Origin of the sequence: Clostridium magnum DSM 2767 (assembly GCF_001623875.1) — a bacterium.
GTDB classification, from domain to species: Bacteria; Bacillota; Clostridia; order Clostridiales; family Clostridiaceae; genus Clostridium_AM; species Clostridium_AM magnum.
Map to the genome: position 1 here is coordinate 25,843 of NZ_LWAE01000010.1, position 15,015 is coordinate 40,857.

The following is a 15,015-nucleotide window of genomic DNA, read 5'->3' on the forward strand; positions in this document are numbered from 1 at the left end:
ACTGGCATCACTAAGTAATACCAGTTTTTATAACTAAATCATATGTACTTTTCTATCTGTTATCTTCCTATAAGCCTCTCCCAGGTATTCCCCCCAACAACCCCATCAACCTCAAGTCCCATATCCTCCTGAAACTTCTTAACTGCCTCCAAAGTCCCCTCACCAAAATATCCATCAGCTCCACTGCTTCCTACATCATACCCCTTCTCTATAAGCTTCCTTTGAATAATCCTTACATTTTCATCCGACACCCCTGAATTCATTTTAATTAAATATCCAGAATAACTTATTTCTCCCGCTGCTCCTGCTTCCTTCTTTATTCTATCTAAAGGAAAATTACTCCCCGGACAATCTGTTGAATATAATTCAAAATGACCACATATTCTACTTATTCCATACTTACCTAATTTAGAGCGGGTTAACTGCAGCAGCGCATTATACTGCACTTCTCCCATAGTTTCACAATTAAAGTTTCCCTCTGCACATATACCTATAGAAACTGCATTATAATTTATACAGTGAGCTCCTATAGCTTTTTCATCTCTTCCAACATATACAGTTCCATTCTTTCTTACGAAATAATGATAACCACAGCCGGACCATCCATTATCCATATGCCACTTATGTATATCCTCTATACTGCATACTGATGCATCTGCATGGTGAAGTATTATCATTTTAGGATTGTTTCCATAATTCAATCCATCCCTAAAGACCAAATTAGCATTTATAATATTCAAAATAGCACCTCCAAAATTATAATAACCCTGCAGAAACTGCAGGGCTATAAAGTCTAGGCAATAGTAAATTCTTGTGATGTTGTGCTGACAACTTTAGCATCCTTTTTACCAACTATTGCGCCATAGCTAGTTGCAAAGATCTTCTTTTGAACTATAAGATCCATAAGGGTATTGACTTCTGCTTCAGTAACAGAAGGTTGTCCTGTTATTTCATCTATCTTAATATTATCTATACTCATTGAAAAATATTTGCCATCTTCCTCTGTGGTAAATCTCATAACAAGTTTATGTCCCATTTATATTCTCCTCCTTCCTACTAAATAGTGCTTTTAAAGTCTAATTACTATACACTAGTAATTGCGTTGTGGTCATTTTTTTGGATTTCATTTACTGAGTAGTTTAATACCTTTTCTATTCCCAGCACCACATCCAAAATGTCTTGGTCCGCTGCAGTTAACAATAGTTTGCCTATTGTTGATTTTTTAAGTACTTCCTTACCCTGTACATCTACTCCTGTCTGTACTACAATAACAAGATCAGATGAAAGCTTAGTTGATACAGCTGCCATGATATCCTCTCCTTTCCTTACCTTTTAACTATATATATGCTCTTCTAAAAATTTGTGTAAAAAAGGAAATAAGACTTAGTCCTACTTCCTTTCCTGGTTTTTTATAACGGCTGATATATCTTCTCTAAGACCTTGTAAGGATTGAACTAATAAGCCAATCTTATCTTCAAATCTTATAAGTAGATATATACTAACTGCTATTGGGAACCCCACGGAACTAATTAAACTAACTAGCTGGTCATACATACATATCACCCTCCCCTACCCTTATAAAAAATATATATGCTATTTTAGATATTTTCTCAGTTTATTTAATGCTTCTTTTTTAATTTCTATAGCTTTTCTATAATTTATATCACAATCAGCAGCTGCCTCTTTTAGTTTTTTACCTTCAATATATACAAGTCTAATAATATCTTTTTCTATACTCTCAAGCTTGTCCAAAGCCCTATTAACCTTTTGTGACTCATCATATGCAATAACTTCATCTTCTAAAGTAAATTCATAGGGCATTAAATCAATTATGGTATCATCCTGAACTTCTCTTAAGTGCTTTATTTCACCTTTTAAAAGTGCCTTAAAATTATTTATAACTGCATTGGTACAGTATGTAGTAAAGGATCCTCTTCCAGTCTTATAAAGATTAACTGCTTTTATTACAGAAAGATATCCATGCTGAACTAAATCATCAAAGTCATAGGAAGGTATCCTGTATTTAGCTGCCTGTTTAATAATAAAGCATTTAAATTTCTCAATGATTTCGTTAACTGCAGTACTGTCTCCGCCTTTAGCTCTTTTAATAAGTTCTTCTATGATAAACACCACCTTATTAATTGTATTTACCATCATTATACAATTAATAAGGTGCTGTTATATTTATAGTTGACAAAATGGTAACTAGATTTTTATTAAAAAATATAATTATCTCTCATCAATTTTAACATTAATTCTTAAATTACGTTCCATTTTGTTTTTACCTTATAGATATACTAAAAATCAATTTCTCTGTAGAGATTTATCTCTGTACTTTCTCGAAGTTTTTTAAGTTCTGGAATAATTCTCTTCATGTGATCGCTATTATTATGTGATACTATAGCATCTTCATCTTTCCACTCTTCAAGCATTGCAAGTATTGAAGAGTCATTAATTTCCTCATAAATAGAATAATGTATACATCCCTCTTCTTTTCTAGTTTCATCAATAAGTTCTTTTGATAATCTTAAATATTCTTCCTTTACACCTGGTTTCAATTTATATTTAGCTACAATTTGTATCACTTTACCAACTCCTTAAATTTTAGTTTGTTTTAGACAAAAATGTTGATTTTGTAAACCATGTAAAGATAATTTAAATAAAACCTTAATTCCAGAATGGTTCGAGAAATACATCCATGATTCCACCACACACCATTCCTTCTTCTTCAGCTACCTCTGCAGTCATATCTACTCTATGAACTTCGTATTCTCTATCCCTAAGGAGATACCTAGATTTAACTATTACCTCTCCTTCACTGCATCCTCCGCCAATACTTCCTGAGACCTTGCCATTAGACCACACAAGCATTTTAGCCCCAGCTTTCCTTGGTACAGAACCCTTAGTAGAAATAATTGTAATAATCGCTTTTGGTAAACTATCTTCTTCACACAATTCCATTAATACATCTCTATCAATTTCAGGCCAATTTACTTTGGAAAGTATTTTCTTCTCTTCTTTGCCATCAGCCAATCTTCTATATTTAATAACCTGAGCTATGATAGAGAAAGCTATCTCATCTGGAGTAACTGCCCCAATTTCAATGCCTATAGGAGCATTGACTTTGTCCAACTTTTTCTTAGAGTATCCTTCATTAACTAGTTGTTCCATTGCGCCTTTAACTCTTCGTTTTGAACCAATCATTCCAACATAGGCTGTATCATGCTTTAATACTTCTCTAAGACACTCCATGTCATGTCTGTGGCCTCTAGTTACAATAACCACAAATGTTGATCTATTTAAATTAATTAAATCAAAACACTTATCGAAGCTTTCGCAGATTACTTTCTCAGCACCAGGAAATCTTGCAGTATTAGCAAAAGAAGGCCTATCATCAATAACTGTGACTAAAAATCCTGCTCTGGCACCAAACTCAACTAAGGGCTTTGCAATATGCCCTCCACCAAAAACTATTAGCCTAGGCTCTGGAAAATATGGTTCAATCAAATATGATTCAGTTTCATTCACTTGAACAAACTCAAGATTTCCTGTTTCTAAAGACTGTTTAGCTTTTTCGTAAACTACTTTATTTAAATCAGATATGCAACTATTAGCAATGTTATCTTCCGTATAAAGAATTTTTCTATTACAATTTTTTTCTCCACATTCTTTATCGTCCATAACTGTAATCATTACTGCTTTATTACCTAACTCTAATTCCTCTAATAACTTTTTATAAATATTTCCCTCCACATTAACCATTCCTTTTCATATATAGTTTAAAAAATCTAATAAATTATAGTTATACCTTATATAGAACTAAAAGCAATACTTCATATCTAGAATTTAAATCAACTACCTGTACCCACTTTTAATCATCCTCAAATTTCGTAAGGATTTCTTCACTTAATTCTTCACTTAATTCTTCAATATGATTTTTCATATACTGAGAAGCTTTTTCTCCATTTCCTTCTTTTAAGCTTTCAAATATCGATTCATGTCTGCTTGCTAATTCAGTGAGGTTTTTTCCAGAAATTTTTGCTGTAATAAATGTCCATTGTCCAAGATTGACCATGTTCCACGTTTTTTCCAGTAAGTGATTATTAGCCACATGTATAATTAACTTATGAAAATCTATATCCATTTCAATGAACTCTTCCTTAAATCCACTTTGGGCAAATAACTTCATCTGCTTTATAAGGCTATCCATATTTTTCAAATCATTCTCTGTTATGTTTTCAGCTGCCTCACGAACAGCAAGCATTTCCAGATAAGCTCTTAATTTGTATGCATCCTTTATGTCTTTTCTAGTAAGTGTTTTTACAAAACACCCCTGATATGGTTTATTTTCTACAAGTCCCATAAGCTCAAGTTCCCTCAATGCTTCTCTTACTGGTGATTGAGAAACTCCTAACTTTTTTGCTATTTTGGTCTCTATAATTCTTGCACCAGGCTCTATTTTATTATTAACGATTGCTCTTCTTATACTGTTAGTTACATTTTCTCTTAATGTAGATTTTTTAATTAGATCCATTATTCCTCCTTAATTCTTAATAAGGTGTATACTATATAATTAATTTATATGTAATACACCTTATTACTCAACCTTCTAGAACTCCAAAATAACGGAACTCTAAACTTATATTAACAATTTTATTGATCCTATAACTGTCATTATATTAATAAGAATTCTAAAATATTTTTCATTAATCTTCTTAACTACTAAAACTCCTAGCATTGCCCCAGCTGCAACTGCAGGAATCATAAGAGTAGTAAGGAAAATAGTATCAAATGAAATATTATGCCAAAATAATATCTGCAAAGGTACTTTGGATATATTTACGATAAAAAAAAACCAGGCAGTTGTTCCTATAAAATCATTTTTCTCAAAACGCATAGCTAACAGATAGATATTGAATAAAGCACCTGCAGCATTACCTATCATAGATGCAAAGCCAGAAAGTATCCCCATTAAAGCATAGAACCATATACTACTGGGAACATTAAGTTTTTCTCCTTTTTTTTCTGTATATATCAAAATAATAAGGCATACTAAAACACAAATAGCTATAAAAATCTTAAATTGTGTATCATTAATATAATTTCCTACTATAACACCAGATATTAGTCCTACTAAAGTCCACGGAAGAAGTTTTTTTATCTTATTCCAATCTGCATGCTGTTTATAATAGTAAATTGCAAAAACATCTCCAACTATTAGTACGGGTAAAATGATACCTGTAGATAACTTGGCTCCGAAAATAGCAGCAACAATAGGTATGACTGGTATTAGGAACCCACTAATTCCGCTCTTTGAGAAACCAACTAACAGAGCGCATACTATCATCCAAGACCATTGCCACATTGATAAATTAAATGTACTGAGAACTTCCATTCTATTCCTCACCTCATTTTAATAAAATTTATATACATAGATAGAAATCCGTTTTGTAGTAGTTTATATCTGTCTCCTTTTTATGTTTCTATACTACTTTAATTTCATCATTTGCCTTAACAATACCACCCTCTAATACCTTTACAAAAATACCTTCATGCGGCATAATGCATGTACCGATTCTTTTATAAATTTCACAGTGATGGTGACACTTCTTTCCAATCTGAGTTAGTTCAGTTAAACATTCGCCTAATTTCAATTTTGTGCCTACAGGTAGCGTATGTAGCTCTATACCTGTTGTAGTGATGTTTTCTGCAAATTTGCCAGGGTCTAGTCCTTCCACCCCCATGGCTGTCATTTTATCAATACTCTCCTGTGCTAGCAAACTGATTTGCCTGTGCCAATCACCACCATGAGCATCACCCTCTATGCCAAAATTCACTACAAGTTTTCCTTCATCAATAGGTGTTTTTATAATACCTCTTACTGTACTTATATTAACTGCTGTAATTTTCGCCATATCTTTCCTCCCGATTCTTTTATTTAATGCATTTAACCACCTATACGGCTCATAACACGATCAGAGGTAAATTTTTTATCAAAGTTATGTCCTTCTGGCTTATTAAAAATTGCTTTTCTTATAACTGCTCCTAGCATCTCATCGCCCATCAGTAGAGCATTTTTTAAAGATACCTCTCCATTATTGCCTAGGCAGGGCTTTATTTGACCATCACTTGTAAGTCGTATTCTGTTGCATATATTACAAAATTTATGGGACATTGGACTAATAAAACCTACTCTTCCCTGATAACCTTCTACTTTATAATCTTCTGAAGGCTGGCTAGGATAACGAGGCATAACTCTTTTCAAATAAGATCTTGATTCTAATATTTCACTGCTAGGCACCCTGTTCTCCTTATCTTGTCCTAACTTTCCAATAGGCATTAATTCAATAAATCTAACATCAATTGGTCTATCTTTAGTTAAAGCTATAAAATCATCGATTTCATCATCATTCTCTCCACGAACTATAACTGCATTTAACTTTATTGGATAAAGTCCACATGCAATAGCTTCATCTATACCTCTGATTACCTCTTCTATTTTACCGCCTCTGGTTATTCGGCTATAACGCGCAGGATCAAGAGAGTCTACACTTATATTCAATCTCATAAGCCCTGCTTCTTTTAGCGCTTTTGCTCTGTATGACAGCCCCTGTCCATTGGTTGTCATACATAAATCCTTTATTCTGTCATTTTGTGCAATTTTTTTTACAATCATTTCTAAATCAGGACGCATCAATGGTTCTCCACCAGTAAGACGAACCTTGTTTACCCCCAAAGATACCATACTTTTTACAATTCGATCAATGTCATCTACAGTCAGTTCTTTCTCCTTGTTACACTGCTCCGAACCGTCTCTACAATATACACATCTAAGGTTGCATCTATCTGTAACTGATAATCTAAGATACTCAATTTCCCGACCCATACAATCCTTCATTTTTAATGCCTCCTTTCCTGTTAAAATGATTTACCAAAGCTGCAGTTTGGATAAGTACACACCTCACAGTTTCTGCATAAGCCTCCGTGAGCCAACGCTTTAATATCCTTCCTTGATGGCTTATGTCCTGCAATTATCCTTGGAACCATTAATTCAAAAATGCTGGCATTGTGGTACATAACACATCCCGGCAACCCAACTACAGGTACATCTCCTATATATGCCAATAAAAACATTGCTCCAGGCAGCACAGGTGCACCATAAGTTACAATTTCTCCTCCTGCCTTACGAATACCAGATGGAGTTCTGTCATCTGGGTCAACTGACATCCCACCAGTAACTGCTACAAAGTCTACACCTTCATCCAATAATTGTTTAATTGAATTAGCAATAACATCATCATTGTCATCTGTAATAATCTGATGAACAATTTCACTTCCCAATTCTTCAAACTTCTTCTTTAAAATAGGTCCAAATGCATCCTTTATTCTCCCATGATAAATTTCGCTTCCAGTAGTGACCAAACCTACTTTTAAAGATTTGAGTTTCTCTACTTTAATTATAGGATTATCTTTACACACCGCTTCTGCTGTAGTAACAATCTCATTAGAGGTATACAATGGTATTATTCTAGTTCCTGCTACCACCTGTCCCTGTTTTACCATCTGGTTTCTATGCAGACTAGCAAACATCACATCATCCTGATCAATAAGCTCCATTAGCCTATCTACATCTATTTGAAGCAATCCATCATATTTTGCGACTAGCTCTACCTTACCTTCACCTTTAACTTTAAGTTCAACACCTTCTCCTGAGGATGCTTTTGCAATCCTCATTGCTGCCTCATCTTCATGTACATCATCCTCTTTAAGATCAAGAACATATAAATTTTGCTTACCCATTTGAAGCAATACAGCTATGTCCTCTTCCTGAACCACATAACCCTTTTTAAACCTGCTTCCTTTATATTCTCCTGGAATTATCTGTGTCATGTCATGTGCTAAAACTGTTCCTACAGCTTCATATACGGATATAGTTTTCATATGTTATTCCTCCTATTTTCTCTTCTATAGTTTTTAAAATCTCATTCGCATTCCTCATACGAATTTTTACTGCATCCATTGCATCACTATCTTCACCAAAACGATTAATTGCTCTCTGAAAACGCTTCTCTATGCTGACTCTTTGATTTTCAATAACCAATTTATCCGCTAAATACACCACTGCCCTTTCATCCAGAAGCTTTACTGCTTCCTCCGATAAATCCATGTGTTCTTCCACAACCCTAGCTATTTCGTAATACCCAAGTTCCCTTAACCACTCTGCTCCACATTCAGCATGGTTATTTTGCCTCCTTGCAACATCATGCAACAACGCTCCTGCCCGTACAAGCGCTATATTCAACGTATGTCCTTTGTTTTTTAGTCTAATAGCAATATCTGTTGCTAGTTCTGCCACTACAATGCAGTGTTCTATAGTACCTTCATCAGCTTTAAAATATCTTAAAATCTCCATACATACTTTTTCTTCAGGTATTTTCATATTTAAAAAATAAGCGTTGAGAACTTTATAGTCCTCTTGTGTATCTGCATCCATAAGAATTCCTTTATCCGGCAAAATTAATTCAACCTTTTCACCAATCAGGCTCTCCATTGCACCTTTCATCCCCATTGTTCCATCATGGAGCAGAAGATATTCTATACAATCTGCTGAGAACAATAAAGGATGTCCATGTTTCCCATTGTACATAGGTTGTACTACTGTGCATTTTCTGCCACACATTTCTTTCTTCATCGCTCGGAGACTTGAAACTTTGAAAAGTGGTATATCCCCAGGTAAAAAGAAAAATTCATCACAGCGGTTGTTTAAATACTTAAGACCAAGTTTTACTGACTGAAACATAGATGTAGTTGCATAATTTTCATTTCTAATAAAATGTATGTTTCTACTGGCTAATTGTTTTTCAATTTCCATCGCTCTATTGCCTGTTACAACAACAATTTCCTGTACTCCACCTTCTCTTAAAGTATCAACTACATACTCTATAAGTGTTTTCTCACCTAGCTTCATTAGTGGCTTAAATGCTTTCATACGAGAAGACATTCCTGCTGCCACCACTAAACCAGCAGTTATTTTATTACTCATAGTCTATCTCCTTTATATATAAATAGATACATATCTATTGTTTTCCTAATTTACGTTTTACTACTTCAAAAGCAGTGTTAATAATACACTGTACTGTTGGTTTTTCAACCAGCTCTACAATTACAGACTGCTGTCTGCCCAATAATTCTTTAGCAGCTTCATATACTTGCTGCTCTACAAAAACCATCGCTCCTGTTTTATCTGCAAAGTTTAAAAATGTTTCTTCATCCAGCAGGTCTATAGTCAGTACCTCTATAACTGCTGTACTTACCCCCTTAACTACTATATATCTTGATGCTTTCATCGCATCTGCCACTGTGCCACTACCTGCAAATATCGCTATATCTACACCATTATTTACAATTCTAGTTTTTCCGTTATCAATTATTTCGCACATTCTAACCCCTCCGTTAGTATTAGAAGATGAAGAACTTTATAAAAGTTCTTCATCTTCTTCCATATTCAGAAGTTTTCTTATGCCTGTTTTGCCCTTTTCAATGCTTCTCTTAGAGCATTCTTAGTCCATACTTTAACCATTTCAACTCTGTATTCTTTTGTAGCACGTTGGTCTGTTATAGGATTACATGAATCTGCTGCTAACTCACCTGCTTCTTCAATAAGATCCTCTGTAAGAAATTTTCCTGTGATTAGTTTTTCAACCGCTTCAACTCTTATTGGTGTTGGTGCAACTGCTGCCAGTGAAACTATTGCCTTTTCAACTTTTCCATCAGCATCTAATGTTATACTGCTTCCTGCACCAACTATTGTTATATCTGTATCCCCTCTAATAGCAAACTTTTGGTAAGTTGCACCAGTGTTTGCCTTTGGAGCTGGAATAGTGAAACTTATAACAAATTCTCCTTCTTTTAAAACTGTTTTACCTACGCCTGTAAAGAAATCTATTACCGGAACAGTTCTTGTCCCATTCTCACCTACTATATTTACAATAGCATCTGAAACTATAAGACCTTGTACAGCGTCTGCACTTGGAGATGCATTACATGCATTACCACCAATAGTTGCCATATTTCTTATCTGCATACTTGAAACATGTCCAGCAGCTTCTGCTAATGCTAACCAATTTTCTTTTACTTCTTCAGATTTTGAGATTACACGAAGTGTTGTTAAAGCTCCAATCTCAATTCCATCTGTAGTCTTCTTTATACCTTTTATTTCAGGAACGCTTTGTAATCCGATTACTGTTTTAACCTTAAGAACTCTATTTTTAAGTTTTGGAACTAAGTCAGTTCCACCTGCAACCATTCTAGCATCAGTTCCATATTTCTTAAGTATTTCTACACACTCATCAGCAGACTTTGGTTCATAATATCTTTCAAATCTAAACATAGCCATATCCTATACCTCCCCGCAAGCTTCTTTATACTTGCCATCACGTACTTCTTCGATAGCTCGTACAATTGATTTGTATCCTGTACAACGGCACATATTTCCATGCAGCCCTTCTCTTATATCGTCTTCTGTTGCATTTGGATTTTCATCTAAAATAGCCTTTGCTGTTAAAATCATCCCTGGAGTACAATATCCACATTGAAGTGCAAAATTGTCTATGAAAGATTGTTGTAATGGATGTAAGTCATTTTTGCCTTCTAATCCTTCGATTGTTGTAATTTTTCTGCCGTTTGCCTGAGCAGCAAGTATTGAACAGCTCTTTACTGCCATTCCATCCATAAGTAATGTACAAACTCCACAGTTTCCATCTTCGCATCCCATTTTTGTACCAATAAGGTTTAAGTCCTCTCTTAAAACCTCTAATAGTGTCTTGTATGGTGGAACCTGTAATGTATATTCTTTTCCATTTACTTCTAAATCAACAATAATACTTTCAAAGCTTTTATCAATAATACTCATTATTTTCCAGCCTCCTTTGCCTTCTTTTCTTTTATAAGCTTAAGAACTTTTTCTGCTGTCATAGGATATGAATCTACTCTAACTCCTACAGCTTGGTAAATAGCTTCTGCAATTGCAGGTCCTGGTGCAATAGTAATTGATTCTGCCATACCCTTTGCACCCCATGGTCCGTCAGGTAGTGAATCTGGACAAATATGTGAATAAGTGTCATCAGCTTTTGGAACGTCAAGTATTGTTGGAATTCTGTAATCTCCAAGATTTGCATTCCATATCTTTCCGTTATTGTCATAATAATGATTTTCAGTGACAGCGAAACCAATTGCCATCATTACTCCGCCTTCAATCTGTCCTTCTACTAGTTTGGGATTGATTGGGTTTCCTGTGTCAGCAGCACATGCATATTTAAGAACTTTAACTTGTCCTGTTTCTTCATTTACTGCAACTTCAACAGCAGTTGCAGCGAATTGATACCAGTTCCATTGTCTGTCACATCTGCCGTCTTCACCCCATTGTAGAACTGGAGCTGGGCAATATACGCCGTATCCTACTACTGGAGTACCTTTCATCATACCGTAGTTACCTTGTTCGAAAAAGTTTATTGGTCTAAATAGGCTTGCAATCTCAATTTCTTTCTTTTGATATCCTTTTATAATTGCCTTTGTTCCTTCTATTTCAACGTTCATCCAGTGAACGCCTATTTCTCTTCCAACTGCTTCTCTTAAATTTTGTATTAAATCTAAAGCAGCAGCCTTTACAGCATTTCCTGTAGTATATGTTGTTCTGCTTGATGCTCCATAGTTGTCATAAGGAGTTACATCAGTATCTCTAGCTAAAACTTCTATGTTTTCTATATCCATTTTTAATATTTCTGCAGCCATTTGTTTTAGAGCTGTAGTAGCACCCATACCATTTTCATCACTGCTTAGTAGTAAAGTAACTGTTCCATCACTGTTAAAATTAATTTTGGCTTCAGCACGTCCGAGTGGTGTATTTTGTTTTCCACCTGCTGCTACACCTTTTCCCTTTTTCCAAACAGTTCCATCCTGAACACTTGGTTCATCTACTTTTATTGATTCAGCAACAGCATCAAGACATTTGCTAATACCAGTACTTGTTACAATTTCTCCTACGCAGTCTCTTTCATCTCTTTTGATGAAGTTTTTCTGTCTGATTTCTACTTGACTCATTCCTAACTTATCTGCTAACTCACTTATTGCACATTCAATAGCGAACTCTGATTCTGGAACACCTAAGCCTCTATACTCAGCAGCTGGTACTGTATTTGTAGTAACTGCCTCTGCATCAATTCTTGCTTCACCCCAATTGTAAACAGGATTTGCACCGGATGCTGCCATACGTCCAGTAAAGTAACTGTTATTTATTGCTGCACCAATCTCTTCACCAACATAAAAGTCCAGGGCAACGATTGTTCCATCTTTTTTAGCACCAAGCTTAATCTTTGAAATAACAGGCCAGTTAGATGGAGCTGTAGTAAACTGCTGCTCTCTTGTCAATCTGTAAACTACAGTTCTTTTAACTTTCCTAGCCATCATTGCAACTAATACTTCCATGATAGGAGCCAAACGGCTTCCAAAACTTGCTCCACTAGTAGGAGCTAAAACTCTCAGTTTATTTTCTGGTACACCTATCATTTTAGAAAGCGACATTTTTACAACACCGTGAATACCCATACCATTTGATCTTATTGTTAATTTTCCATAAGGATCATATTCACAAACTGCTAAAGGAGTTTCTAATTGGCTGGCAGTTTTCTTACCAGTATAAAAATCTCTTTCAACAATAACATCTGCTATTTTCATAGCTTCATCTACGTTACCTGTATCAAGCTTAAATGCTCCAACAACATTCGGTGATTTTCTATCTTTTATTTGATCCATCGGTCTATCTGATGCAGTGTTTCTTTTTCCAAACATTGGGTCAATAACAGATGGTGTATCTGATTTTATAGCATCCCAATAAGTTAGAACATGTGGTAGCACTTCATATTCTATGTCTATTAACTCAATTGCGTCTTTTGCCTGTTCTAAAGTTTCTGCTGCAACAAGCGCAATAATTTGTCCTGCCCATATTACTTCATTATTTTGAGCTAGCACTGCATCTTTAGGAAACAGTTCCCAATTAGCACCTGGTTCATCACCTGTAATTATTCCAACTACTCCTGGTGCTTTTTCTGCTTTACTTAAATCTAATTTTGTAATTTTTGCATGTGCATATGGACTTGTTAATGCATGCATGTAAACAGCATTTTTAGCTTGAGTAGCAACATCAGTTGCATATACAGCTTTCCCGGTAACCTTTTCATAGGCATCAGTTCTTTTCTCTGCTTTTCCAACGTAATTCGTCATTAATGAAAACCCCCATAATCATTATTTTATATTTACTCTAGATAGACTGGACGTTTTGTTGAATTACAGTCTACCAAAAGTAATTACCCTATTAATATTAACCTCTCACCAAGTTGTTCCACTGCTGCTATTATATCTATTTAGATTTAAACATAATCTTTTATATTTAATTTATAATCGATTATGTTTAATATTATAATATCATATTTTGTGGAATTGTCAACAATCTTTAATCAATTTTATTTAATCGATTTCAAAAAAAAATAATTAACTAATCATAATGTTTGTTGATACTTTTTTCTATTCAATTCTCCTATTACAAAAATAAACATAAAAAAAGCCATTTTCAAATAGAAAATGACTTTCTTCTTATTGCTGTTCTGCACATTCCGATGCTGCGCCTTTTAAAATATCAATTCCGTGGGGCAAAGCATCTATAATAAACTGAAGATTCTCTAAAGCTCCCTTAGGACTGCCCGGTAAATTAATTATCAATGTATCTTTTCTTATTCCTGCAATGCCTCTTGAAAGAATTGCTTTCATAGTAATTTGCATTGATTTCATTCTCATTGCTTCTCCAATGCCTGGCACATATTTGTCAATTACTTTTCTAGTAGCTTCTGGTGTAACATCTCTTTTAGAGAATCCAGTCCCCCCATTTGTAATTATTAAATCAACTTTTAAATCATCACACAAGGAAATAAGCTCCTTGCATATCAATTCTTCATCATCAGCTATAATTTTATAATACTCAATCTTATACCCATGTTTCTCTAAAAACATCTTAAGGGCAGGACCGGTTTCATCGGTTCTTTCCCCTCTAGATCCTTTATCACTCATTGTTAAAATAGCACTTCTTATCAATGTACACACCTCCAGCCTTAAAACTATTTCGTTATTATTATAGTAAAACCAAAAAGAACAGCCTGAACTATCATCAAAAAATTTATAGTAAACTTTATGGTGGTGCTTCCACTAATCTTATACTTTCATTTTTTAATAGCTACTACCATCATTTTTTGCAGTCTTAAACATTTCCACTAATCCGTCATGATGATTAATAATTGAATCCACAGCCTTTTTCTTGTCTCTTGACTTTAAAGCATTATATATATCTTCATGTCGAAGCGCTAAAAAATCCAGATCTTTGTATGTCAGCTTTGTAAAAATAAATGTCCAATCTTTGATGTGACATTGATCCCACAATCGAAAAAGTGTTTGATTATTAGGAATTTCAACTATCTTCTTGTGAAATAATACATCATTTCTTACAAATAAATCAATCTCTTTGTTTTTCGCAGCTTCTTCCATTTCAATTAAAATTTTCTTCAATTCCTCAATCTGCTCATCATTAATAATTTCAACTGTATCTTTTATGGCTAATTTTTCAAGTGCTAATCGCACCCTCTCTGAATCCATTACATCTTTCAGTGTTATTTCTCTAACATATGAACCCTGAAATGGTCGAGTTTCAACAAGTCCAATCATCTCCAACTCACGGATTGCTTCTCTTACTGGAGATTGTGAAACCCCAAGTTCCTTTGCTAAACGTGTTTCAACAATACGTTCACCAGGCTTTAATTCATTTGATAAAATTGCGTCTATAATACGATCTCGAATTTCTTCTCGAAATAAAGTACGACTTCTGAGTGGCCTTTTTTCATTTTTTTCAAGCATCACTGTTCCTCCTTGCTGTGTTATATCTACTATTATATCAAATCTTGTCATCCTGGCAAA

Annotated in this window: 19 protein-coding genes; all 19 read right to left on the reverse strand. The window is 34.5% G+C overall.

Annotated elements, in window-relative coordinates; translation table 11 throughout:
• Positions 1–59 precede the first annotated feature (59 nt).
• The gene (locus CLMAG_RS25730) at positions 60–740 is read right to left on the reverse strand and encodes a peptidoglycan recognition protein family protein (protein WP_066629581.1); all 681 of its coding nucleotides are present in this window, start codon (positions 738–740) and stop codon (positions 60–62) included.
• Between the two features lie 53 nt (positions 741–793).
• Positions 794–1,036 carry a DUF2922 domain-containing protein gene (locus CLMAG_RS25735; RefSeq protein WP_066629588.1) on the reverse strand — a complete coding sequence of 81 codons (243 nt, stop codon included), beginning with the start codon at positions 1,034–1,036 and terminating at the stop codon, positions 794–796.
• A 47-nt stretch (positions 1,037–1,083) separates the two neighbouring features.
• A complete protein-coding gene (locus CLMAG_RS25740; protein ID WP_066629591.1) occupies positions 1,084–1,308 on the reverse strand; it encodes a DUF1659 domain-containing protein in 225 nt (74 codons plus the stop codon).
• Between the two features lie 81 nt (positions 1,309–1,389).
• A complete protein-coding gene (locus tag CLMAG_RS25745; RefSeq protein ID WP_066629594.1) occupies positions 1,390–1,554 on the reverse strand; it encodes a YvrJ family protein in 165 nt (54 codons plus the stop codon).
• A 39-nt stretch (positions 1,555–1,593) separates the two neighbouring features.
• Positions 1,594–2,157 (reverse strand): RNA polymerase sigma factor, encoded by a 564-nt coding sequence (locus CLMAG_RS25750; protein WP_242873140.1) that lies wholly within the window; start codon positions 2,155–2,157, stop codon positions 1,594–1,596.
• 140 nt (positions 2,158–2,297) lie between these two features.
• Positions 2,298–2,585, reverse strand: a complete 288-nt coding sequence (locus CLMAG_RS25755; protein ID WP_066629597.1) for a putative quinol monooxygenase — start codon at positions 2,583–2,585, stop codon at positions 2,298–2,300.
• An 82-nt stretch (positions 2,586–2,667) separates the two neighbouring features.
• Positions 2,668–3,762 (reverse strand): XdhC family protein, encoded by a 1,095-nt coding sequence (locus CLMAG_RS25760; RefSeq protein WP_066629601.1) that lies wholly within the window; start codon positions 3,760–3,762, stop codon positions 2,668–2,670.
• A gap of 109 nt (positions 3,763–3,871) precedes the next feature.
• Complete coding sequence (locus tag CLMAG_RS25765) at positions 3,872–4,534, reverse strand: GntR family transcriptional regulator (protein WP_066629604.1); 663 nt, start codon at positions 4,532–4,534, stop codon at positions 3,872–3,874.
• Between the two features lie 105 nt (positions 4,535–4,639).
• Positions 4,640–5,395, reverse strand: coding sequence for a sulfite exporter TauE/SafE family protein (locus CLMAG_RS25770; protein ID WP_066629606.1), 756 nt, complete (start codon positions 5,393–5,395; stop codon positions 4,640–4,642).
• 88 nt (positions 5,396–5,483) lie between these two features.
• Complete coding sequence (locus CLMAG_RS25775; RefSeq protein WP_066629609.1) at positions 5,484–5,915, reverse strand: MOSC domain-containing protein; 432 nt, start codon at positions 5,913–5,915, stop codon at positions 5,484–5,486.
• A gap of 32 nt (positions 5,916–5,947) precedes the next feature.
• The gene (gene moaA / locus CLMAG_RS25780; protein WP_066629611.1) at positions 5,948–6,898 is read right to left on the reverse strand and encodes a GTP 3',8-cyclase MoaA; all 951 of its coding nucleotides are present in this window, start codon (positions 6,896–6,898) and stop codon (positions 5,948–5,950) included.
• 20 nt (positions 6,899–6,918) lie between these two features.
• Positions 6,919–7,941, reverse strand: a complete 1,023-nt coding sequence (locus tag CLMAG_RS25785) for a molybdopterin-binding protein (protein ID WP_066629619.1) — start codon at positions 7,939–7,941, stop codon at positions 6,919–6,921.
• Positions 7,919–9,043 (reverse strand): DVU_1551 family NTP transferase, encoded by a 1,125-nt coding sequence (locus tag CLMAG_RS25790; RefSeq protein ID WP_066629622.1) that lies wholly within the window; start codon positions 9,041–9,043, stop codon positions 7,919–7,921. The genes CLMAG_RS25785 and CLMAG_RS25790 overlap by 23 nt, the downstream gene beginning before the upstream one ends.
• A gap of 34 nt (positions 9,044–9,077) precedes the next feature.
• The gene (locus tag CLMAG_RS25795) at positions 9,078–9,440 is read right to left on the reverse strand and encodes a transketolase C-terminal domain-containing protein (protein WP_066629625.1); all 363 of its coding nucleotides are present in this window, start codon (positions 9,438–9,440) and stop codon (positions 9,078–9,080) included.
• Positions 9,441–9,517: 77 nt separating this feature from the next.
• A complete protein-coding gene (locus CLMAG_RS25800; RefSeq protein ID WP_066629627.1) occupies positions 9,518–10,396 on the reverse strand; it encodes an FAD binding domain-containing protein in 879 nt (292 codons plus the stop codon).
• A gap of 3 nt (positions 10,397–10,399) precedes the next feature.
• Positions 10,400–10,912 carry a (2Fe-2S)-binding protein gene (locus CLMAG_RS25805; protein ID WP_066629629.1) on the reverse strand — a complete coding sequence of 171 codons (513 nt, stop codon included), beginning with the start codon at positions 10,910–10,912 and terminating at the stop codon, positions 10,400–10,402.
• On the reverse strand, positions 10,912–13,278 hold the full coding sequence (locus CLMAG_RS25810; RefSeq protein WP_066629632.1) for a xanthine dehydrogenase family protein molybdopterin-binding subunit: 2,367 nt from the start codon (positions 13,276–13,278) through the stop codon (positions 10,912–10,914). Before CLMAG_RS25810 ends, CLMAG_RS25805 begins: the two co-directional genes overlap by 1 nt.
• A gap of 369 nt (positions 13,279–13,647) precedes the next feature.
• The gene (locus CLMAG_RS25815; RefSeq protein WP_066629635.1) at positions 13,648–14,142 is read right to left on the reverse strand and encodes a MogA/MoaB family molybdenum cofactor biosynthesis protein; all 495 of its coding nucleotides are present in this window, start codon (positions 14,140–14,142) and stop codon (positions 13,648–13,650) included.
• A 132-nt stretch (positions 14,143–14,274) separates the two neighbouring features.
• On the reverse strand, positions 14,275–14,955 hold the full coding sequence (locus CLMAG_RS25820; protein ID WP_073393576.1) for a GntR family transcriptional regulator: 681 nt from the start codon (positions 14,953–14,955) through the stop codon (positions 14,275–14,277).
• Positions 14,956–15,015 lie beyond the last annotated feature (60 nt).